Here is a 20903-nt window from a genome sequence, read left to right as displayed (position 1 = left end):
AGAACCGTCCGGATCGAATTGCAATCAAGTGGATAATTATTCATCGCCTCCGGATAGTCGCCACCACGTCCGCGAGCAACTCGATGCCCTCGACAACTTCCTTCTGGGAGAGCGACCCGTACCCGAACACCAGCCCGGCGGGTCCTTCTCCCGACACCCAGTACGGCGCCAGCCCGTACACGCCGAGCCCGCGCTGCCGGGCCGCGTCGCGCAACGCGTCCTCGCCGAGGTCAGTCGGCAGCCACGTCATCACGTGCAGACCAGCCGACACCCCGACCGGCTCGAGCTCCGGCAGCCGCGCCGCCAACCGTTCGACCAGCGTGTCCCGCAGCGTCCGGTACCGCGGCCGCATCCGCCGCAGATGCCGGTCGAACTCACCCCTCGCCACGAAGTCGGCGAACGCCAGTTGGTCGAACACCGGCGACCCGCGATCGTCCATCAGTTTCGCCTGCGCCATCGGCTCGACCAGCCACGTCGGCAGGATCAGCCAGCCCAGCCGCAACCCGGGCGCCAGCGTCTTGCTCGCGGTCCCGGCGTACGCGACCCGGTCGGGCGCGAGCCCCTGCATCGCGCCGATCGGCTCCCGGTCGTAGCGGTACTCCGCGTCGTAGTCGTCCTCGATCACCAGCCCGCCCCACGCGACCAGCGCGGCCCGCGTTTCCGCCGACGCCACCGCTCCGGTGGGGAACTGATGTGCAGCCGTCACGAGTACGACGTCCGCACCCGACCGCTCCAACGCGTTGACGTCGATGCCCGTCTCCAGCATCGGTACGCCGACCACCTCGAGCCCGGCCGCCTGTGCGACCTCCCGCAGGTCGTTGTCGGACGGGTCCTCGACCGCGAGCCGCCGACGTCCCTGTGCGGCCAGCACCTGCAGGAGTAGCCGTGAGCCCTGCGCGAACCCGTTGCAGATCAGCATGTTCTCCGGGCGCGCCGCCGTACCGCGGACCCGGTTGAGATAGTCGGACAGCGCCGTGCGCAGTTCGATCGTTCCGCGCCCGTCGATGTAGGCCAGGCTGCGGTACGGCGTCTCGGTGAGCACTCGCCGTACCGATCGCAGCCACGCGGCGCGGGGGAACTCGGACACGTCCGGGCGGCTGTAGCGGAAGTCGATCCGCGGGGGACCTGCGCCGGGCTTCAGAGCGGTCGCCGCCTCGGTCACGGCGATGTCGGCGACCTGCGTGTATCCGCCGGCGCGACTGATCAGGTATCCCTCGGCGACGAGCTGCTGATACGCCTCGACGACCACCCCGCGGGACAGGCCGAGGTCGTGCGCGAGGGCGCGCGTCGACGGCATCACGGTCTCGGCGCGCAGCAGTCCTGCCCGGATCCTGGTCCGGATCCCGCTCTCGAGCTGCTGGTGCAGCGGGACGCCACTGTCGCGCTGCAGCTCGACCAGGAGCTCACCGGCTCCGGAACTGGTCCTCATTCGGCTCACAGAACTGGACCTTATCGACGGACCGCTCCGCTGTCAGGGTTGTGGACAGACCAACTCATCCAGGGAGCTGAGAGCGATGACCGTGATGCTGCGCACCGGAGACGCCGGGTACGACGAGGCCCGCACCGTCTGGAACGCGATGATCGACCGCCGCCCCGCCGTGATCGCCCGCTGCGCTTCGACCGAGGACGTCGCCGAGGCGGTCCGGTTCGGGCGTGCGGCCGGTCTGGAGATCGCGGTCCGCTGCGGCGGGCACAACATCGCCGGTCTCGCGGTCCCGGACGGTGGGCTGATGATCGACCTGACGCCGATGAGCGCGGTCCACGTGGATCCTGCCGCCAAGCGGGCCTGGGTGCAGGGTGGCGCGCTGCTGGGCGAACTGGACAGGGCGGCGCAGGAATACGGGCTGGCGACGACGGCCGGGAACGTGTCGCACACCGGTGTCGGCGGGCTGACGCTCGGCGGCGGGATGGGTTGGCTGGCACGGCGGTTCGGCCTGGCCTGCGACAACGTCATCTCGTACGAGGTCGTGACGGCAGACGGTGACGTCGTACGGGCGAGTGCGGACGAGAACCCCGAGCTGTTCTGGGGGTTGCGTGGCGGCGGCGGCAACTTCGGCATCGTGACGTCGTTCGAGTTCCAGCTGCACCAGGTGGGGACGCGGGCGCTGATCGTCGAGTTCAGCTACCCGGTGTCGGCGGGATTCGACGTACTGCGCGGGTGGCGGGAGTTGAACGCCGATGCGCCGCGCGAGGCGACGTTCACCGCCAACATCACGGCCGAGTCGGTGACGGTCGGGTACGTGTGGGTCGGCGAGGGTGGGCACGAACTGCTGCCGGCGTTCCGGGCGCTCGGGCCGGTGAGCGACGAGCTGGTCGAGGAGACGACGTACCTGAAGCTGCAGACGCGCGACGACAACGTCCAAGGACACCGTTTTCGGCGGTACTGGAAGGGTCACTACTTCAAGTCGCTGCCGGACGCGGCGATCCGGGCATTGCTGGACAACCCGGGGGTCTCGGCGAGTGTGCAGGCGTACGGCGGCGCGATCGCCGACGTCCCCACGGAAAACGCTGCATTCAGTCACCGGGACACGTTGTTCGAGTTCGTCACCGCGACACGCTGGGAGGACCCGGCCGAGGACGAGGACCGGATCGGCCGCCTGCGCGGGTACGCGGCGGCGCTGGCGCCGTACGCGAGCGGGGCCTACGTGAACACGCTGAACGACGACCCGATCCACCGGGCGTTCCCGCCTGCGACACTGGAGCGGCTGGTCGCGCTGAAGACGGCGTACGACCCGGCCAACGTGTTCCACCTGAACCAGAACATCCGGCCCGGCGAGCCGACCAGCGAGTCCGCTGCCTGACTGGTAACTGTGAGGGATGGACTTCGAGCGGGTCTTCGCCGGCGTCGCGCGGACGATCGAGGGCGCCGGCGTGGTCATCATGGCGATCGGACTCGCCGTCGTCCTGATGCGGTACTGCTACGACGTCGTCCGCAAGGGCACCGGGAGCTACCAGCAGCTGCGGGTGAATCTCGGGCGGGTGATCCTGCTCGGGCTGGAGATCCTGATCGTCGGGGACATCATCCGGACGATCATCGTCGAGACGTCGGTGCAGAGCGTGCTGGTGCTGGGACTGATCGTGGTGATCCGGACCGTGCTCAGCTTCGCGCTCGAAGTGGAGATCTCCGGATCGTGGCCGTGGCAGGCCCGCCGGACCGACGCGGCATGATGGAACTGTGACGACTGAGCTGACGCCGGAACTGGCGGCGACGATCGACGAGGCGTTCGCGCGGCGCGACCGGGCGAACATGGGCCCGACGATCGCCTTCTTCGAGAAGCTGCTGACCGAGCATCCGGACAATCCGTACGTGCTGTACGAGGTCGGCGGGTCGTACGACACCGCCGGCGACGAGGAGACGGCCGTCGGGTACTACGAGCGCGCGCTGCCCGGACTGACCGGGGAGACCCGCCGCAAGTGCCTGCTGCAGTACGGCAGCACGCTGCGCAACCTCGAACGCTTCGACGAGTCGCTCGCGGTGTTCAAGGGCGCGTGCGCGGAGTTCCCCGAGTCGGACTCGCTGCGGGTCTTCAAGGCGCTGACGCTGCATGCCGCCGGGGCGAAGGACAAGGCGCTCGCGACGCTCCTGCTGGTGATCGCCGACAAGGTCGACTCCGCCGAGATCAAGCGCTACGAGGCCGCGATCCGCGGGAACGCCGACTACCTGGCGGGCCTGAGCTAGGACCTAAGGCTTGTGCGCGATGCCGCCGTAGATGGCGTCGCGGATGTCGACCGGCGGGTCCTCCTCGACGCGGCCGCCCGGAACATGCCAATCGGCCAGCCGGACGACCCCCGGATCGAGGATCTCCAGCCCGTGGAACAGGGACGAGATCTGCTCGACCGAACGGAACGCCAAGGTCGGGAAAGCATCCTTGACCTTCTCGAGGAGCTCGGTCACGAGTACGTCGACCGGACCGCCGTCACCCGGGTTGCACGCGTGCGTGATCGCCAGATAGGAGCCCGGCGGCAGCGCGTCGACGTACCGGCCGGCGATCGCCAGTGTCTCGTCGTAGTCGGCGATGTGGTGCAGCATCAGCGCCATCACCAGCGCAACCGGCTGACCGTCGGCCAGCATCCCCGCGACCGCCGGGTCCGCCAGCACCTCGTCAGGCTTGGTGAGGTCCGCCGCGGTGAACTGTGTCCGGTCGTTGTCCAGCAGGAGCGCCCGTCCGTGGGCGACCACGGACGGGTCGTTGTCGATGTACAGCACCGAGGCGTCCGGGCTCACCTTCTGGGCGATCTGGTGCGTGTTCTCGACGGTCGGCAAGCCGGAGCCCGCGTCGATGAACCGCCGTACGCCGCCCTCCTCGGCCAGCCAGGTGACCGCCTGGTGGAGCCAGCGGCGGTTCGCCCGCGCCCACAGAGGCGTCTCCGGCGCGATCTTCATGATCTGCCGGTACAGCTCGCGGTCGGACTCGTAGTTGTCTTTGCCGCCGAGGGCGTAGTCGTAGACGCGGGCGACGCTCGGGCGCGTGGTGTCGATCCCGCGCGCGATCAGCCCACCGTCGTACCTCGGCTGATCGGTCACACTGTCTCCTCGCGTCGGCGCTGCATCGAGCGTAACGCACGGAGAGTCAGCGTTTCACCACGGCGAGTTCGATCTGTGTTAAACCTCAACGCTCACAGGGATTTCAGCACGCGCACGCCACCCCGCGCGGCACGGTCAGCGGGTCGGCGAGGCGCCGCTCGATGCCGTCGGCCGTCTCCACCGGCAGCCCTTCACGGACCCAGTACTCGAACCCACCGATCATCTCTTTCACCGGATACCCGAGCTTGGCGAACTCCAGAGCCGCCCGCGTCGCACCGTTGCACCCTGGCCCCCAGCAGTACGTCACGACCGCGACGTCGTCCGGTACGACGCTCGCCGCCCGCGCCGCGATCTCCCGCGTCGGCAGGTGCACGGCTCCCGGCACGTGCCCCTGGTCCCAGCTCTCCTGGCTACGGCTGTCGATCAGAATCCACCCGGTCACCCCGGCCCCGATGTCGGCGGCGACATCGGACACGTCCGTCTCGTACGCCAGCCGTCCGGCGAAGTGCGCGACGGCAGCCTGGTCGATCTGCTTGGTCATGGAGTTGGTCATGGAGTCGGTCATGGAGTGCGTCATGCAGCCAAGCGTCAAGGATCCGGCAACCCGACAACAGTGGCAGAAATGCCCTAGTGCATCAAGATTCCGCCACCTGTCTTCAGCTGTGCCGCGCGGTGATCTTCGCCCGCGCCCGCGCCACCTTGATCGCCTGCTTCAGGGTCTCCACGTCGTACGCCCCGTAGTGCCGCTGCCCGTTCACGAAGAACGTCGGCGTACCCGACACCCCGCTGGTGTCCGCCGACTCCACATCCTGCGCGACCCGCGCCGCCGCCACATGCCGCTTCACGTCGTCGTGCAGCCGATCGATGTCCAGACCGAGCTGTTCCGCGTAGCCGATCAGGTCCTTCGGCTGGAGGTTCTGCTGGTTCGCGAGCAGCAGGTCGTGCATCTCCCAGAACGCCCCCTGCGCGGCCGCGGCCTCCGCCACCTCGGCCGCGATCTGAGCGCGCGGGTGTACGTCGGACAGCGGCAGGTGCCGCCACACGTACCGCAGATCGTCGTCCTGCAGCAGATCCCGTACGACGGGCTCGGCCATCCCGCAGTACGGGCACTCGAAGTCGCCGTACTCCACCAGCGTCACCGACGCCGTCTCCGGGCCGCGGATGTGGTCCCGCTCCGGATCCACCGGATCGGTCAGATCGACCAACTGCTCCGCGTTTCCTAGCAGTGCTAGCGCCTTCTTCGGAGGAGACAGCAGCTTCGCCGCGCGGAACACCGCCCAGGTCAGCGCCGAGGCGACGATCACCGCGGACAGCAGCCCGGCCTTCGCCTCGGCCAGCTGCGGCCCGTCGAACGCGATCGTTGCGATCAGCAACGACACCGTGAACCCGATTCCGGCGATCGTCCCGCTGCCGACGACCGCGGCCCAGCCGACCCCCGGCCGGATCCGCCCACCACTCAAACGTTCGAGCAACCAGGACACCGTCGTCACCGCGAGCGGCTTGCCGACGACGTACCCGAGCAGGATGCCGAGCGTGATCGGCGACGTGAACGCCCGCCCGAGAAACGCCGCGTCGATCGTGACGCCGGCGTTCGCGAGCCCGAACAGCGGGACGATCAGGTAACTGGTCCACGGGTGGTACAGGTACTGCAGGCGCTCGTTCGGCGAGATCGTCGTGGTCAGACCGACGGTCGCGGACCGCGCCAGCTCCGGCGTCGGTTGCTCGCGGAACAGCCGGAACCGGCCGGTCGCCTCCTCGAGCTCCTCACGACCGGGCGAGTACGCCGGCGCCGTCAGCCCGATCGCGAGACCTGCGACCACCGGGTCCACGCCGCTCTTCAGGAGGGCGGCCCACATGAGTACGCCGAGGATCGCGTACATCCAGGCCTTGCGGACGTGGAACAGCGACAACACCAGTACGACCGCGAACGCGACGATCGCCAGCACGAGCGGCATCATCCTGATGTCCTCGCTGTAGACGACCGCGATCACCGCCAGCGCGAGCAGATCGTCGACCACGAACACCGTCAGCAGGAACACCCGCACGCGATCCGGCACACCACGGCCGACCAACGCGAGCAGACCGAGCGCGAGTGCGGTGTCGGTCGACATCGCGACACCCCAGCCGTGCGACCCCGGACCGCCGGCGTTGAACGCCAGGTAGATCAGGACCGGCGCGATCATCCCCGCGATCCCGGCCAGCATCGGCAGCACGAACCGGCTGCGATCCCGCAGATCCCCGAGATCGAACTCGCGACGCGCCTCGAGCCCGACGACCAGGAAGAACAGCGTCATCAGTCCGCTGTTGATCCACTCCTGCAGATCCAGACTCAGTACGTCGTGCCCGAGCCCGATCGACAGGTCGGTCCGCCACACCTCGTCGTACGTCCCCGGCGACACGTTCGCCCACACCAACGCCAGCACGATCGCGGCCGCGAGCACGCCCGAACTACCCGACTCGGTCCGCAAGAACGCCCGCATGGGCGCCGCAAATCCCCGTCGCCAGTCAGTCCGCCCACTCAGAAGACCGACCAACTCCGCCATGCCGCACACTGTAATCCGCACAGCTCCACCACGCGGCCATCTGAAGGCCCGTGAGACAGGCTCCGGTGGGATCGGGAGCGCGTTGTGGCGGGTTTTGGTCACGGCTAACGCTGGGGGGCGGTTGGGCTGCATTATTACCTTGCCCTACTGCGTGACATGCCCTGGAGTTTCCAGTGACTGAGCCTGAGCTTGCCCGTTCGGCGGATACGTTTGCCCGGCTGGCGATCGAGTTGCACGATGCGCCTGGAGTCGAGGAGACGATCGATGCCGTGGTGCAGTTCGCCTTGCAGGCGGTGAACTGCACGTACGCCGGCGTGGCTCTCTACACACGTGGTTCGCGGGCCGAGATCGCCGCGGTCACGGATCAGGTCGTCACCGACATCTCCGAGCTGCAGATCGCTGCGGAGAGTGGTCCGCTGATCACGGCGCTCCGCGAACGCGCCACGGTCCTGATCCGCGACACCACCTCCGACGACCGCTGGCCCGAGTGGAGCACGAAGGTCGCGGCGCTCGGGATCCGCAGCGTTCTCGACGTACCGCTGGCGACCGGTGACGCGCCGCGACGTACGGTCGGCGTCCTCGGGCTGTACAGCTCGGAGCCGGAGGCGTTCTCCACCGACGACGAGGCGATCGCGCATATCCTCGCGCGGCATGCGTCCGTGGCGGTGGCGTCGGCGCGGCACGAGGAGACGATGGCCCAGGCGGTCGACGCGCGGAAGCTGGTCGGTCAGGCGATGGGCATCCTGATGGAACGCTTCGACGTGGACGGCGACCGGGCGTTCGCGATCCTCAAGCGGTACTCGCAGGACACCAACACCAAACTGCGCGACGTTGCCCAGCAACTCATCGATACGCGCAAGCTTCCACACTGACCAGAATCTGACACCGTTGTCCCGGCGCCGCCTGCCTCAAACGCCTGCATAATTCGGAATGAGCCTGACGCCGGGACTTGTGCGGCCAGTACCGCGGACCGGGTCACGTCCCGGCGTCTCCGAGGGTCCTCAGACACCCTCTCGAGCCCAGGCTAGTCTGACGCAATGGGTGCGTGGCGGCCGTTGGCGGGGCCCTCGCGGCAGGTGGCGCTGGAGATCCTGCTGGACGGGCCGTTGTCGCGCGCCGAATTGTCCCGCCGGGTCGGCCTGTCGCCCGGCAGCCTGACCCGGTTGACGAAACCGATGGTCGAGTCCGGACTGCTGGTCGAGGTCGAGGGCGGTCCCACGGACGCCCGCGTCGGCCGGCCCTCGCAGCCGCTCGACCTGGACGCCGACGCCCACCACTTCGTCGGCATCAAGCTCACCGCCGACTCCGCGATCGGCGTCCTCACGACGCTGCGTGCGGACGTGCTCGCGAGCGTCGAGCGCCCGATCACCGATCCCACGCCGTCCGCGGTCGCCGACCTCGTCGTCCAGCTCATCGACGAACTGACCGTCCAGGTTCCGGGAGGTACGGCGATCACCGGCGTCGGCGTCTCCCTCGGCGGTCGCGTCGCCGACCGTACCGAGGTCCGCTGGGCGCCGTACCTGAACTGGGTCGACGTACCGTTCGGAGACCTGCTCGCCGCGCACACGAGCGTGCCGATCGTGATCGCGAACGACCTGACCTCCCTGGTCGAAGCCACCCACTGGTTCGGCGCCGGGCGGAACGCACACCGCTTCGTGCTGCTCACGATCGGGGCCGGTGTCGGGTACGGGCTGGTCGCCCACAACCGGGTGGTCGACAGTCCGGACGTCACGCTCGGACTGGTCAGCCATCACCCGTTGCTTCCCGACGGCCCGCGCTGCAACCGCGGCCACCGCGGCTGTGCGCTCGGTCTGCTGACGGTCAGCGCCGTCACGAGCCAGGTCGGCGCCGCGATCGGCCGGGAGGTCGGGTACGACGAAGCGCTCGATCTCGCGGCGAAAGGCGATCCCGCGGCGCGCGAGATCGTGGACCGGGCCGGTCGCGCGCTGGGGAAGTTGATCGCGGCCTCCGCGAACTTCACCATGCCTGAGCTGGTCGTCCTCGGTGGCGAAGGCGTCCGGCTGGCGGAGGTCGCACACGACGCACTGCTGGCAGGTCTGCACGCCGACCGGCATCCGTCGGCCGCCGAAGTGCCGATGGTCCTGCAGCCGGCCGACTTCAGCGAGTGGGCCCGCGGCGCCGCCGTGGTCGCGATCCAGACCTTCGTCCTCGGAACCGAGTAACTGGCTGTAACTGGCTATTTATCAATAGGCAGTTACACTAGCGCCATGATGAGGCGATGGCTGGAAGGCTGGCGGCTGTGCCGCGACCTGGGGCCGGTGATCGGGTACGACGACGCGTACGCCGCCGTACTGGGACTCCCCGGGCGCGACCGCGAACTGTTCACCCGCACCGATGACCCGACGACTGTGGACCGGCTCGCCCGTGCCCTGCCCGCGGACACCTGGCTGACCGTCACCACGCAGCACGGCGCGGAGATCGCCCGCCGGCTGGCCGCTGCCGGGACCCGGCCGTTCGAAGAACAGAAGACGTTGATGTCGATCGACCTCCTCGCGCATCCCCGCGCGACGGCCGAGATCGAGACGGACGGCCCCCTGGAGTACGTGAACGTCCTGGTGGACGGCACCGTCGCGGCGCACGGCATGGTGGCGATCGTCGGCGACGACGCCGTCATGCACGACATCCAGACCGAACCGGCGTACCGGAGACGGGGACTCGGCAGCGTCGTGATGGGCGCCCTGGCCGCACGAGCGCTCGAGCGCGGCGCCCGGACCGGGCTGTTGATGGCCACGACCGACGGCTTTCACCTGTACCGCAAGCTCGGTTGGTCGCCGGAGGCCACCATGGTCACGGCCTCAGGAGTTGCGGACCCGCGCCCGATGAGCGGCGACCTTGGCGCGGTTCTGACAGGCGGTTGAGCAGAACCGCTGGTTCCCGTTCCGCGTCGAGTCCAGGAACAGGTCGTCGCACCGGCCCGCCTCGCACCGGCGGAGCCGCTCCGCCTCGTCACTCCCGAGCAGCATCGCCACGGCAGTGGCGAATTCGGCCAGCCAGCCGTTCGCGTCGTCGGGACTGCCGAAGTGCAGATGCCAGGGCGCGCCCCCGTCGCGGGTCAACTGCGGCGCGGCCTTGGTTTCCTTGAGCAGTGCGTTCACCAGTTCAACAGCGCGATCGACCGCGGGGAGGCTGCCGAGGGCGTCGTACAGCTTTTTTCCGCCGGCTGCGTAGTCGGCGGGATCGACGGCGGGCGGTTGGTTGGTGGTCAGGCGCAGTACGGCGTCGACCGCCGCCGCGTCCGGGGGAATCGCCGGGCGCCCCTGCCGCTCGGCTGACCCGAAGGTGTTGGCCAGCGCGATCGCGGCCTGCAAGGACGCCTGCAGATGATCGGTGGCTTGCACACCTCCAGTATCGCTCATTCTTGTGGAGGAGGTGCGTCATACCAGGGTCGTAGACCGACATCCGCCCGCACTCCGATGATCCCGACCGTTGCCAGAAACAACAATGACGGGTATGAAGGTCGCGGTGGTGATGGGTGGGGCGGGTCCGGAGCGCGACGTGTCGCTGGCCAGTGGCAAGGGGATCCTGAAGGCCGTCGAACTACTGGGCCACATGGCGATCCCGCTGGTGATCGATGCCGAGGGCAACTGGCTGGACGGGCAGCACGAAGCGATCGAGCTCCTGCAGGCGTGCGATGTCACGATCCCGGCGTTGCACGGCGAAGGCGGGCGCCTGCAGGGCTTTCTCGAACAGCTGCACATCCCGTACGTCGGCAGCGGGATCGCCGCCGGCGCGGTCGGACTGGACAAGCACTTGACCAAGGCAATCCTGAAAGCACATGGGATCCCAGTGACGCCGGGTGTCACGCTGCGCGGCACCGAGCTGACCGACACCGAAGCGACGCTGCAGAAGCTGAAAGCGGCCGGCCTGGACTTCCCACTGTTCGTGAAGCCGGCGGTCGGCGGCTCGAGTTCGGGTGTGACCCGCGCGACGAACCTGCCGACCCTGCTGGCTGCGATCGCGGAAGCCACCGCGTTCGGTCCGCGGGTTCTGGTCGAGCGCGAGATGGACGGTCGCGAGATCGACCTCGCGGTGCTGGAGTTCCCGGACGGGCGGGTGGAGACGGCGCCGGCGCTGGAGATCCATGCGGATCCCGAATTCTTCAACGCGACCGCGAAGTACGACAGCAGCGGCACGCGGTTCGTCGTACCGGCCCGCATCGACCCCGAACTCGCAGTGCGACTGCAGCGTACGGCGATCGACGTGTTCGAGGCGCTCGGCTGCGCAGGGCTGGCCCGGGTGGACTTCTTCATCCCCCGCGACGGCGAGCCGGTCATCAACGAGATCAACGCCTTCCCCGGCTTCACACCGGCGTCACGGTTCCCGCGAATGTGGGCCGCGGCCGGCATGTCGTACGCCGAGGTCGTCGACACCCTGATCCGCACGGCGATGGGGCGTACTGCCTGACCTAACGCCCGCACCCACGCCGGACATGCGGCTGCCGGTGCGCATTTCGACAGGAGGTGTCGGGTGGCTGGGTAGTGCACCTGAGCGGGAATGTGGTCGTGCGTACGGTGTCTCGCTGGTGCTCTACCTGTCGAACTGCACACGATCGCCCGGCGCACAGCCTGAGTTGATAGGTGCCGGCTATCAGCTCATAGGCAGCATTGCTTTGACCAGGGTGGATTGGCGACGGAATGTTGTATACATGACGAGTGAGGTCGTGGCCGCCGCCCCCGTCCCGGTTCCCGGGCGTGCCCAGCGAGTGCGGGAGATCGCCGAGGAACTGCGCGGTCTCCGTGGTGCGCTGATGCCGATCCTGCACGCGGTGCAGGAGGAGTTCGGGTACGTCGACCAGCCCGATGTCGCGGTGATCGCCGACGTACTGAACCTCGCGGTGGCCGAGGTGCACGGCGTCGTCACGTTCTACAAGGACTTCCGGCGTACTGCGGCGGGCCGCACGACCGTCGCGATCTGCCAGGCGGAAGCGTGCCGCTCGGTCGGCGCGGTCGAGCTCGCCGAGCACGCGAAACGCACGATCGGCTGTGGGTTCGGCGAGACGACGTACGACGGTCGCGTCACGCTCGAAGAGATCTACTGCTTCGGCAACTGCGCCCTGGGTCCCGCAGTCCAAGTCGCCGGCAAACTCCACGGGCGGGTCACCACCACCCGCCTGAACGCGCTCCTCGGGGAGGCCCGATGACAACACCGGCGTCCGACCTTCCAACTCGGGGAGTCCCCCGCGTGTACGTACCGCGCGACTCCGCGGCCCGTTCCGTCGGAGCGGATGAGGTCGCGGAGCGGATCGCGGTGTCGGCGGCTGGAGTTGAGGTTGTCCGCACCGGGTCTCGCGGGATGTTGTGGCTGGAGCCGTTGGTGGAGGTGGAGACGGCCGCGGGGCGGGTGGGGTACGGGCCTGTGGCGCCGGAGGATGTGGATGGGCTGATCGCCTCCGGCATGTTGTCCGGTGGCGGCGACTCTCTCGGGCTTGTGGAGGAGTTGTCGTGGATGAAGCGGCAGCAGCGATTGACCTTTCAGCGAGTGGGTGTGGTTGACCCGTTGTCGACCGCGGACTACGTGGCGCACGGCGGGACGCGCGGATTGCTAGCAGCGCTAGCGATGCCGCCGGCCGACGTGGTCGAGACCGTCGTGGACTCGGGTCTGCGGGGACGTGGTGGGGCCGGGTTCCCGACCGGAATCAAGTGGCGGACCGTGCTCGGCGCCGAGTCGGATCTCAAGTTCGTGTGCTGCAACGCGGACGAGGGCGACTCCGGGACGTACGCGGACCGGATGCTGATCGAGGGTGACCCGTTCACCCTGATCGAGGGAATGACGATCGCGGCGTACGCCGTCGGCGCCGCAGAGGGGTATGTCTATCTGCGCTCGGAGTACCCGGACGCGGTCGCGACCCTCAAGGACGCGATCGAGCGAGCGCGTGACGAGGGCTGGTTGGGGCCGGACATTCTCGGCTCAGGGTTCGGCTTCGACCTGCATGTCCGGGTCGGCGCGGGTGCGTACATCTGCGGCGAAGAGACCTCGATGCTCGAGAGCCTGGAGGGCAAGCGCGGCATGGTCCGCGCGAAACCCCCGATCCCTGCCCTGGAAGGGCTTTTCGGGCTCCCGACCGTCGTCAACAACGTGTTGTCGTTGGCAACGGTGCCGATCATCCTCGCGGACGGCGCCGCACACTACACAGCGCACGGCACCGGACGCTCACGAGGCACCAGCGTCTTCCAGCTCGGCGGGAACGTCGCCCGCGGCGGGATCGTGGAGACCGCGTTCGGGATCACGCTCGGCGAACTGGTGAACGACCTCGGCGGCGGTACGTCGTCCGGACGGCCGGTGCGGGCGGTCCAGGTCGGCGGGCCGCTCGGTGCCTATCTGCCGGTCGAGCAGTTCGACCTGCCGATGGACTACGAGGCGTTCGCGGCAGCCGGCGCGATGGTCGGGCACGGCGGGATCGTGGTGTTCGACGAGACCGTGGACATGGCGGCGATGGCGCGGTTCGCGTTCGAGTTCTGCGCCGCCGAGTCGTGCGGCAAGTGCACACCGTGCCGGGTCGGCGCGGTCCGCGGCGTCGAGACCATCGACCGGATCGTTTCCGGCACCGACCGCGCAAAGAATCTGGTCGTTCTCGAGGACCTGTGCGAACTCATGACCGACGGCTCGCTCTGCGCCATGGGCGGCCTCACCCCGATGCCAGTACGCAGCGCCGTCCGCCATTTCGGAGAGGACTTCCACGCATGACTCTGTTGAAAGAGCCTGACCTCGGGACGCCGGCACGCGCCGGTGCGGCAACGATCGAGCTGACCGTCGACGGCGTTCCCGTCAAGGTGCCACCCGGTACGTCGGTCATGCGGGCGGCGAAGGAGGCGGGCGTCGACGTACCGAAGCTCTGCGCGACCGACAACCTGGAGGCGTTCGGGTCGTGCCGGCTGTGCGTGGTGGAGATCGACGGCGTGAAAGGTACGCCGGCTTCCTGTACGACGCCGTGCCGGGACGGCATGGTCGTCCGGACGCAGAACGAGCGGCTCGGGAAGCTGCGCCGTGGCGTGATGGAGCTGTACATCTCCGACCACCCGCTCGACTGCCTGACTTGCTCCGCGAACGGTGACTGCGAACTGCAGGACATGGCCGGCGTGACCGGACTTCGCGAGGTCCGCTACGGCTCCGGCGTGGAGGCCGGTGCCAACCACATGGACCTGCCGACCGATTCCTCCAATCCGTACTTCGACTTCGAGGCGTCCAAGTGCATCGCGTGCTCGCGGTGTGTCCGCGCGTGTGACGAAGTACAGGGAACGCTGGCGCTGACGATCGAGGGGCGTGGGTTCGATTCCAAGGTCGCGGCCGGTGCCGGGGTGTCGTTCTTCGAGTCGGACTGTGTGTCCTGCGGCGCGTGCGTGCAGGCCTGTCCGACCGCGACGTTGCAGGAGAAGTCGGTGGTCGAGCTCGGGATGCCGACCCGGACCGTGCTGACGACCTGCGCGTACTGCGGGGTCGGGTGCTCGTTCAAGGCCGAGCTCCGTGGTGACGAGCTGGTCCGGATGGTGCCCTACAAGAACGGCGGCGCGAACGAGGGGCACTCGTGCGTGAAGGGCCGGTTCGCGTTCGGCTACGCCTCGCACCCGGACCGGGTGCTGGAGCCGATGGTGCGGAACACGATTTCGGAACCGTGGCGGAAAGTTTCCTGGGAAGACGCGATCTCGTTCACGGCGAGCCGGCTCCGGGAGATCCAGGCCGCGCACGGGCAGGGCTCGATCGGCGCGATCACCTCGTCGCGGACCACCAACGAGGAGGTGTACGCGGTCCAGAAAATGGTCCGCGCGGTTTTCGGAAACAACAACGTCGACACCTGCGCGCGGGTCTGCCACTCGCCGACCGGGTACGGGTTGAAGCAGACCTTCGGGGAATCCGCCGGAACGCAGGATTTCCGTTCTGTCGACGAGTCCGACGTGATCCTGGTGATCGGGTCGAACCCGACCGACGCGCACCCGGTGTTCGCCTCCCGGATGAAGCGGCGGATCCGGCAGGGCGCCAAGCTGATCGTCATCGACCCGCGACGGATCGACCTGGTCCGGTCGCCGCACATCGAGGCGGCGTACCACCTCGAGCTCAGCCCGGGGACGAACGTCGCGATCATCAACGCACTCGCGCACGTCGTGGTGACCGAGGGTCTCGTCGATCGCGAGTTCGTCGCGAGCCGGTGTGAGGACTTCGAGGCCTGGGAGACGTTCATCGCGCAGCCCGAGCACAGCCCGGAGGCGGTCGCCGGGATCGCCGGCGTACCGGCGGAGAAGATCCGCGAAGCGGCCCGGCTGTACGCGACCGGCGGGAACGCCGCGATCTACTACGGTCTCGGCGTCACCGAGCACAGCCAGGGCTCGACCATGGTGATGGGGATGGCGAACCTCGCGATGGCGACCGGCAACATCGGCCGGCCGGGCGTCGGGGTGAACCCGATGCGCGGGCAGAACAACGTGCAGGGCTCGTGCGACATGGGTTCGTTCCCGCACGAGCTGCCCGGGTACCGGCACGTGTCGAACGAGGACGTCCGCGACATCTACGAGAAGTTGTGGGGTACGCCGATCCTCGACGAGCCCGGGCTGCGGATCCCGAACATGTTCGACGCGGCGATCGAGGGCTCGTTCAAGGCGCTGTTCGTACAGGGCGAGGACATCGCGCAGTCCGATCCGAACACGCAGCACGTGTTCGCGGCACTGGGTGCACTCGAGTTGCTCGTCGTCCAGGACCTGTTCGTCAACGAGACGGCCAAGTTCGCGCACGTGTTGTTGCCCGGGACATCGTTCCTGGAGAAGGACGGCACGTTCACGAACGCGGAACGGCGGATCAACCGGGTGCGGCCGATCATGGCGCCGCGGACCGGGAAGCAGGAGTGGGAGATCATCTGCGAGATCGCGCAGGCGATGGGGTACCCGATGCACTACGACTCGGCGGCGCAGATCATGGACGAGATCGCGCTGACGACGCCGACGTTCATGGGGGTGTCGTTCGGCAAGCTCGACGAGCTCGGGTCGATCCAGTGGCCGTGCAACCTCGAGCATCCGTCGGGTACGCCGATCATGCACGAGGACGAGTTCACCCGCGGCAAGGGCCGGTTCATGGAGACCGTGTACGTGCCGACGTCGGAGCGGTCGACGCGGAAGTTCCCGTTGATCCTGACGACCGGGCGGATCCTGTCGCAGTACAACGTGGGGGCGCAGACCCGGCGTACGGCGAACGTCGCGTGGCATGCCGAGGACGTGCTGGAGATCCATCCGCACGACGCCGAGGTGCGCGGTATCACGGACGGGGACACGGTGGCGTTGTCGAGCCGGGTCGGGCGGACCGAGCTGCGTGCGACCATCTCGGACCGGATGCCGGTGGGCGTCTGCTACACCACGTTCCACCATCCGGTCAGCGGCGCGAACGTGGTCACCACGGAGAACTCCGACTGGGCCACCAACTGCCCCGAGTACAAGGTGACCGCGGTCCAGGTCGATCTGATCCCGGAGCCGGTCGCCGACGAGTCCACCCGGGAGCCTGTCGTTGCCGGCGGCAATCGATGAGCGGCGGCGTACCGCCGTACGTGCGGCTGGCGAACGAGATCGCGGTCCAGTTCGCGCACCGTCCGCCCGCGGACGCCGCCACCGCGATCGCGAACCACATGAACGCCGTGTGGGACCCCCGGATGAAGCAGGCGCTGATCGCGCACGTCGCCTCCGGAGCCACCGACCTCGACCCGGCCGCGGCGCTCGCCGCCCAGCAGCTCCAGGCCCCCGCATGACTCAGTCCGGCGCGACCAAGGCGGGGATACCGTCCGGCGTGCGGGATCGGTTCGACAAGCGGGGGCGGGTCGGAGAGGGTGGGCCTGTGGAGGACGGGCCTGGGCGTACAACTGCTGAACGTCGGCCACGGCGGGACGTGGTGCCGTGGGACGTGGCTCGGGCCTTGGCTCATGCTGTGGCGCGGCCGGGAGCCGTCGTACGGCGCGCATTGGACGAGGCTGACGGGTGCGTACTGGCCACGCCGCTGGTGTCGCCGGTTGCGGTGCCGCCGGTGGATCGGGCGGCGATGGACGGGTACGCCGTACGTGGCTCCGGGCCGTGGTGCGTGGTCGGGCAGGTGAAGGCCGGGACCGCGGATCCGGGTGAGCTGGCGGACGGTCAGGCGACCGGGATCGTCACCGGTGCGGCGGTGCCGGCCGGGGCGACGTCCGTAGTGCGGTCGGAAGACGCTGTGGTGACGGGTGACCGGCTGGACGGACCGTCCGAGGACGGGCGGCACATCCGGCGCGCGGGCGAGGAATGCCGCCCCGGCGACCAGCTGCTGCGGGCCGGAGTTGTCATCGACCCAGCCGTTCTCGGCCTCGCGGCAACCGTCGGCCTGAACCGTCTCACGGTCATCTCCCCACCCACGGTCGCCGCCCTGATCACCGGCGACGAACTGGTCCGCCAAGGGCACTCGACCCCTGGCCGGGTCCGCGACGCCATCGGCCCCATGCTCCCCGGCCTCATCACACGCTCCGGCGCCAAGCCGGTCGCGTCGGTGCGGCATCTGCCGGACTCGCTTGATCAGTTGCTGAGCGCGCTGCGGGAAACCGAAGCCGATCTGGTCCTCGTCTCCGGCTCTTCCGCCTCTGGGCCGGCCGATCACCTCCGGCCGGCCCTCAAGGCGCTGGGTGCCGACCTGATCGTCGACGGAGTGGCCTGCCGCCCCGGGCATCCACAAGCGCTCGCACAGCTGCCGGACGGACGCCTCGTAGTCGGCCTCCCCGGCAACCCGTTCGCCGCCCTCGTCGCGTTCCTGACGCTGGGCGTCGCAGCCATCGCCAGGATGCGTGGCCTCCCGCTGCCCGAGCTCACCAACATCGCAGTCCCCGGCGGGATCCCCTGCCATCCCACCAGCACTCGACTGGTCCCGGTTCGCCTCACCGCGCAAGGCGCCGTACCCGTCGGCCACGGCGGCGCCGCCATGCTCCGCGGCCCTGCCACCGCCGACGCCCTGGCCGTAGTAGCTCCCGGCCCCGCCGAAGCCATCGCCGCCCGCCTCCTCCCCCTCGACCCCGGATCCCGGCCATGGGGCGGTTGATCGCGCGGCGGCCGGTGGTGCGCGTCACCCCGGCCGGCAGCCGATCCCGGCCCGACTCGATCGCGGTCGAGGAGCCGCTCGAGTTGCGGGTCGACGGGAAGCCGCTGGCCGTGACAATGCGTACGCCGGGCCACGACGTCGAACTCGCACACGGTTTCCTGCACACCGAGGGCGTGATCGGAAACGCCGACGACATCCGTGACGCGCGGTACTGCGACTCCCGCGACGACGAGGGCCGCAACACCTACAACGTCCTCGACCTCGGCCTCGCGCCCGGCGTACCCGCGCCCGTCACCGGAGTCGAGCGCAACTTCTACACCACCTCGTCCTGCGGCGTCTGCGGCAAGGCGTCCCTGGACGCGGTCCGTACCAAGACCCGTCACTCCCCGGCCGCCGACGACGTCACCATCAGGTACGACGTACTCGCGACGCTCCCCGACGCACTCCGCGCCCGGCAGCAGGTCTTCGACCGCACCGGCGGCCTGCATGCGGCCGGTCTGTTCACCCCGACCGGCGAACTGCTCGTCGTCCGCGAGGACGTGGGCCGCCACAACGCGGTCGACAAGGTCGTCGGCTGGGCCTTGCTCAACGGGCGGATTCCCGCCCGGGGACTGATCCTGATCGTGTCCGGCCGGACCTCGTTCGAGCTCGCCCAGAAGGCGGTGATGGCCGGCATCCCGATCCTCGGCGCGGTCTCCGCCCCCAGTTCACTCGCCATCGACCTCGCCGCCGAGTCCGGCCTGACCCTCGCCGGCTTCATCCGCAACGGCAACCTGAACCTGTACAGCCACCCGGAACGCGTAAATGTCGAGTCGGCTGAGGTGCGTACGACGTACCGGGCATGAACGACTACGGAGTGACCGGTGCGACCACCGGCGTCGAGGTACTGATCAAGCTGCCGGTCCACGAGGTCTGGTCCGGCATCACCGCGATCGAGCGGTACGGCGAGTGGAGCCCGGAGTGCGTCTACGGCGCTTGGCTCGAGAAAGATGTCCGCTTCGAGGCGCGGAACCGATTCCCGGACGGGTTCGAGACGTACGTGACCTGCACGGTCACCGTCTTTGAGGAGCAGAAGCGCTTCGGCTGGGACGTGTACGGCGACGAATCGGTCCCGTTCGCACACTGGGAGTACGAACTGGAGGACCGCGGCGCCGAGACTCTGGTGCGGCAGACCTTCACGCACGGCCCAGGCGTCAGCGGGATGCGTCTGGGCGTCGTACAGGATCCGGACCGCGCAGCTGAGTCCATCCACGGCCGGCTCGACCAGCTGGCGGCGAACATGCGGTCCACGCTCGCAGCCATGGAGTCGGCGATCAGGTGATCAGGACGCCTCGCTGGCTGTCTGTGTGGACGGCGTGACCCACAGGCAGTCGGCGGTGCCGGCGTTCACATGTTCCTGGTAGATGTCGACCTTCCAGGTGATCACGTTGAGGCACTCGTTGAGTTCCTCGATCTGCGCGCGCACATGGTCCTGATGGCTCTTGAGCAGGGCCAGCCGGTCCGCCTCGTTGCCGGCCCCCTGCCGGACCAGGTCCGTGTACTTGCGGATGGTGTCGAGCGGCATGCCGGACGAGCGGAACTTGATGCACATGTTCAGCCAGTCGACGTCCTCCTCGGTGTAGACGCGCCGGCCGTTCGACTCCCGCCGTACCGGGTCTGCCAGCAGGCCCTCACGCTCGTAGAACCGCAGCGCGTGCACGCTCAACCCGGTCCGCTCCGCGACCTGCCCGATGCTCAGTCCACCCATGTCGGCACCTTAACCCCGGATCAAAGGCTTCAGCGCGGACAGAGCCCGCTGTACGTCGTCCTGCGTCGAGTAGATGTGGAACGACGCGCGCAGCTTCCCGTCCCGTACGGCGGCCCGGATCCCGGCCGACGCGAACGCCTCCTGCGCCCCGGGCAGGCTCGTGCTGACGATCGCACTGTTCGACGGCGCGAGCCCGAGCCCGGCACGGAACTCGTTCGCGAGCGCGAGGTTGTGCCGGTTGATCGTCTCGATGCCGATCTCCTCGATCAGCTCGAGCGCCGGCGCCGCGCCGACGAAGCTGAACCAGGCCGGCGACTGGTCGAACCTCCGCGCGGCCGGATCGAGCTCCATCACCGGCCCGTAGTACGACCCGTGGATGTCGCGTGCGGCGTACCAGCCCGCTGCCGACGGCCGGCAGCGCTCCTGCAACCGCGGCGAGAGGTACCCGAGCGTCGCGCCGCGCGGTGACATCAACCACTTGTAGCTGTGCGCGATCAGCGCGTCGACACCGTCGACCGTGATCGGATGCCAGCCGACCGCCTGGGTCGCGTCGATCACCACGAGCGCATCGATCTGCTTGCTGGCGGCAACTACCGCGGGGAGGTCCAGGACGGCACCGGTCGACGACTGCACCGCACTCACCGCGACCAGATCGATTCCCGGCGTGATCGCGGCGACCACCTCGTCACCCGGTACGGCGATCACCTCGACGCCACGGTCTGCGTGCACCTGCCACGGGAACACGTTCGACGTGAACTCGACGTCGTCGGTCAGCACCTTCGCACCGTCCGGCAACGCGGCCGCGACGGGCGCCAGCGCCGCGGACACCGTGCTGCCGACGAACACGTTTCCGCCGCCGCCCCGACCAGCCGCGCGAACGATTCCCGGGTCCGCGTCGTCGACGCGTCCCACGGCTCCCAACTGGTCGCGCCGACCCGCCAATCAGCAAGCGCAGCCTGCAAGGCCTCCCACGCCGGCCGCGGCGGCAGCCCGTACGACGCAGTGTTCAACCACCCCGGCTCCGCATCCCAAAGCTCCGCAA

At 68.9% G+C, this 20903-nt stretch carries 21 protein-coding genes; 14 read left to right on the top strand and 7 right to left on the bottom strand.

Features of this window, described 5'->3' with window-relative positions; translation table 11 throughout:
• Positions 1-40: 40 nt before the first annotated feature.
• Entirely contained in the window at positions 41-1429 is a 1389-nt protein-coding gene (locus tag EV647_RS14365; RefSeq protein WP_238177206.1) for a PLP-dependent aminotransferase family protein, read from the bottom strand.
• Between the two features lie 85 nt (positions 1430-1514).
• Here EV647_RS14365 and EV647_RS14360 point away from each other — a divergent pair, with 85 nt between their 5' ends.
• From EV647_RS14360 to EV647_RS14350, 3 genes are read left to right on the top strand one after another with little or no spacing between them, the layout of a single operon-like run.
• Positions 1515-2801, top strand: coding sequence for an FAD-binding oxidoreductase (locus tag EV647_RS14360; RefSeq protein ID WP_134002931.1), 1287 nt, complete (start codon positions 1515-1517; stop codon positions 2799-2801).
• Positions 2802-2817: 16 nt separating this feature from the next.
• Positions 2818-3168 carry a DUF1622 domain-containing protein gene (locus tag EV647_RS14355; protein ID WP_134002929.1) on the top strand — a complete coding sequence of 117 codons (351 nt, stop codon included), beginning with the start codon at positions 2818-2820 and terminating at the stop codon, positions 3166-3168.
• 7 nt (positions 3169-3175) lie between these two features.
• Positions 3176-3679 carry a tetratricopeptide repeat protein gene (locus EV647_RS14350; protein ID WP_238177205.1) on the top strand — a complete coding sequence of 168 codons (504 nt, stop codon included), beginning with the start codon at positions 3176-3178 and terminating at the stop codon, positions 3677-3679.
• Between the two features lie 3 nt (positions 3680-3682).
• Here EV647_RS14350 and EV647_RS14345 read toward each other — a convergent pair whose 3' ends face one another.
• From EV647_RS14345 to nhaA, 3 genes are all read right to left on the bottom strand, one after another.
• Positions 3683-4525 carry an SAM-dependent methyltransferase gene (locus tag EV647_RS14345; RefSeq protein WP_134002927.1) on the bottom strand — a complete coding sequence of 281 codons (843 nt, stop codon included), beginning with the start codon at positions 4523-4525 and terminating at the stop codon, positions 3683-3685.
• A gap of 103 nt (positions 4526-4628) precedes the next feature.
• Complete coding sequence (locus EV647_RS14340; protein ID WP_238177204.1) at positions 4629-5102, bottom strand: rhodanese-like domain-containing protein; 474 nt, start codon at positions 5100-5102, stop codon at positions 4629-4631.
• 79 nt (positions 5103-5181) lie between these two features.
• Positions 5182-7005 (bottom strand): Na+/H+ antiporter NhaA, encoded by a 1824-nt coding sequence (gene nhaA, locus EV647_RS14335; RefSeq protein WP_202876165.1) that lies wholly within the window; start codon positions 7003-7005, stop codon positions 5182-5184.
• 236 nt (positions 7006-7241) lie between these two features.
• Between nhaA and EV647_RS14330 the strand changes: the two genes are divergently transcribed.
• From EV647_RS14330 to EV647_RS14320, 3 genes are all read left to right on the top strand, one after another.
• Positions 7242-7940: a GAF and ANTAR domain-containing protein gene (locus EV647_RS14330; protein WP_134002923.1), complete on the top strand. Its 699-nt coding sequence runs from the start codon at positions 7242-7244 to the stop codon at positions 7938-7940.
• Positions 7941-8105: 165 nt separating this feature from the next.
• Complete coding sequence (locus EV647_RS14325) at positions 8106-9251, top strand: ROK family transcriptional regulator (RefSeq protein WP_134002921.1); 1146 nt, start codon at positions 8106-8108, stop codon at positions 9249-9251.
• 45 nt (positions 9252-9296) lie between these two features.
• Entirely contained in the window at positions 9297-9947 is a 651-nt protein-coding gene (locus EV647_RS14320; protein ID WP_134002919.1) for a GNAT family N-acetyltransferase, read from the top strand.
• Here EV647_RS14320 and EV647_RS14315 read toward each other — a convergent pair.
• Positions 9885-10427, bottom strand: coding sequence for a CGNR zinc finger domain-containing protein (locus EV647_RS14315; protein ID WP_166680324.1), 543 nt, complete (start codon positions 10425-10427; stop codon positions 9885-9887). The two genes, EV647_RS14320 and EV647_RS14315, sit on opposite strands and share 63 nt — an antisense overlap.
• A 112-nt stretch (positions 10428-10539) precedes the next feature.
• On the opposite strand from EV647_RS14315, the gene EV647_RS14310 reads away from it, so the two are divergent.
• The 8 genes from EV647_RS14310 (at position 10540) to EV647_RS14275 (ending at position 19435) form a co-directional block, all read left to right on the top strand.
• Complete coding sequence (locus tag EV647_RS14310; protein WP_166680323.1) at positions 10540-11493, top strand: D-alanine--D-alanine ligase family protein; 954 nt, start codon at positions 10540-10542, stop codon at positions 11491-11493.
• A 241-nt stretch (positions 11494-11734) separates the two neighbouring features.
• Positions 11735-12229: an NAD(P)H-dependent oxidoreductase subunit E gene (locus EV647_RS14305; protein ID WP_166679959.1), complete on the top strand. Its 495-nt coding sequence runs from the start codon at positions 11735-11737 to the stop codon at positions 12227-12229.
• The gene (locus EV647_RS14300) at positions 12226-13773 is read left to right on the top strand and encodes an NADH-quinone oxidoreductase subunit NuoF (RefSeq protein ID WP_134002913.1); all 1548 of its coding nucleotides are present in this window, start codon (positions 12226-12228) and stop codon (positions 13771-13773) included. Before EV647_RS14305 ends, EV647_RS14300 begins: the two co-directional genes overlap by 4 nt.
• A complete protein-coding gene (fdhF, locus tag EV647_RS14295; protein ID WP_134002911.1) occupies positions 13770-16592 on the top strand; it encodes a formate dehydrogenase subunit alpha in 2823 nt (940 codons plus the stop codon). Before EV647_RS14300 ends, fdhF begins: the two co-directional genes overlap by 4 nt.
• Positions 16589-16810, top strand: a complete 222-nt coding sequence (locus tag EV647_RS14290; protein ID WP_134002909.1) for a formate dehydrogenase subunit delta — start codon at positions 16589-16591, stop codon at positions 16808-16810. The genes fdhF and EV647_RS14290 overlap by 4 nt, the downstream gene beginning before the upstream one ends.
• Complete coding sequence (locus tag EV647_RS14285) at positions 16807-18114, top strand: molybdopterin molybdotransferase MoeA (protein WP_134002907.1); 1308 nt, start codon at positions 16807-16809, stop codon at positions 18112-18114. Before EV647_RS14290 ends, EV647_RS14285 begins: the two co-directional genes overlap by 4 nt.
• Positions 18102-18959, top strand: a complete 858-nt coding sequence (gene fdhD, locus EV647_RS14280; RefSeq protein WP_134002905.1) for a formate dehydrogenase accessory sulfurtransferase FdhD — start codon at positions 18102-18104, stop codon at positions 18957-18959. The genes EV647_RS14285 and fdhD overlap by 13 nt, the downstream gene beginning before the upstream one ends.
• Positions 18956-19435: an SRPBCC family protein gene (locus EV647_RS14275; protein ID WP_134002903.1), complete on the top strand. Its 480-nt coding sequence runs from the start codon at positions 18956-18958 to the stop codon at positions 19433-19435. Before fdhD ends, EV647_RS14275 begins: the two co-directional genes overlap by 4 nt.
• Here EV647_RS14275 and EV647_RS14270 read toward each other — a convergent pair whose 3' ends face one another.
• The gene (locus EV647_RS14270) at positions 19436-19861 is read right to left on the bottom strand and encodes a MerR family transcriptional regulator (RefSeq protein ID WP_134002901.1); all 426 of its coding nucleotides are present in this window, start codon (positions 19859-19861) and stop codon (positions 19436-19438) included.
• Between the two features lie 9 nt (positions 19862-19870).
• Positions 19871-20773 carry an aminotransferase class V-fold PLP-dependent enzyme gene (locus tag EV647_RS14265; protein ID WP_238177203.1) on the bottom strand — a complete coding sequence of 301 codons (903 nt, stop codon included), beginning with the start codon at positions 20771-20773 and terminating at the stop codon, positions 19871-19873.
• Positions 20774-20903: the final 130 nt, after the last annotated feature.

Source organism: Kribbella sp. VKM Ac-2566, assembly GCF_004366005.1.
GTDB lineage: Bacteria > Actinomycetota > Actinomycetes > Propionibacteriales > Kribbellaceae > Kribbella > Kribbella pratensis.
This window is presented reverse-complemented; position numbering and strand designations above follow the sequence as displayed.

What these genes read in the sequence shown, in the direction of transcription:
- EV647_RS14365 (WP_238177206.1), bottom strand. Translation starts at nt 1,429, where the DNA reads ATGAGGACCAGTTCCGGAGCCGGTGAGCTCCTGGTCGAGCTGCAGCGC.
- EV647_RS14360 (WP_134002931.1), top strand. Translation starts at nt 1,515, where the DNA reads ATGACCGTGATGCTGCGCACCGGAGACGCCGGGTACGACGAGGCCCGC.
- EV647_RS14355 (WP_134002929.1), top strand. Translation starts at nt 2,818, where the DNA reads ATGGACTTCGAGCGGGTCTTCGCCGGCGTCGCGCGGACGATCGAGGGC.
- EV647_RS14340 (WP_238177204.1), bottom strand. Translation starts at nt 5,102, where the DNA reads ATGACGCACTCCATGACCGACTCCATGACCAACTCCATGACCAAGCAG.
- nhaA (WP_202876165.1), bottom strand. Translation starts at nt 7,005, where the DNA reads ATGCGGGCGTTCTTGCGGACCGAGTCGGGTAGTTCGGGCGTGCTCGCG.
- EV647_RS14325 (WP_134002921.1), top strand. Translation starts at nt 8,106, where the DNA reads ATGGGTGCGTGGCGGCCGTTGGCGGGGCCCTCGCGGCAGGTGGCGCTG.
- EV647_RS14320 (WP_134002919.1), top strand. Translation starts at nt 9,297, where the DNA reads ATGATGAGGCGATGGCTGGAAGGCTGGCGGCTGTGCCGCGACCTGGGG.
- EV647_RS14310 (WP_166680323.1), top strand. Translation starts at nt 10,540, where the DNA reads ATGAAGGTCGCGGTGGTGATGGGTGGGGCGGGTCCGGAGCGCGACGTG.
- EV647_RS14305 (WP_166679959.1), top strand. Translation starts at nt 11,735, where the DNA reads ATGACGAGTGAGGTCGTGGCCGCCGCCCCCGTCCCGGTTCCCGGGCGT.
- EV647_RS14300 (WP_134002913.1), top strand. Translation starts at nt 12,226, where the DNA reads ATGACAACACCGGCGTCCGACCTTCCAACTCGGGGAGTCCCCCGCGTG.
- fdhF (WP_134002911.1), top strand. Translation starts at nt 13,770, where the DNA reads ATGACTCTGTTGAAAGAGCCTGACCTCGGGACGCCGGCACGCGCCGGT.
- EV647_RS14290 (WP_134002909.1), top strand. Translation starts at nt 16,589, where the DNA reads ATGAGCGGCGGCGTACCGCCGTACGTGCGGCTGGCGAACGAGATCGCG.
- EV647_RS14285 (WP_134002907.1), top strand. Translation starts at nt 16,807, where the DNA reads ATGACTCAGTCCGGCGCGACCAAGGCGGGGATACCGTCCGGCGTGCGG.
- fdhD (WP_134002905.1), top strand. Translation starts at nt 18,102, where the DNA reads ATGGGGCGGTTGATCGCGCGGCGGCCGGTGGTGCGCGTCACCCCGGCC.
- EV647_RS14275 (WP_134002903.1), top strand. Translation starts at nt 18,956, where the DNA reads ATGAACGACTACGGAGTGACCGGTGCGACCACCGGCGTCGAGGTACTG.
- EV647_RS14270 (WP_134002901.1), bottom strand. Translation starts at nt 19,861, where the DNA reads ATGGGTGGACTGAGCATCGGGCAGGTCGCGGAGCGGACCGGGTTGAGC.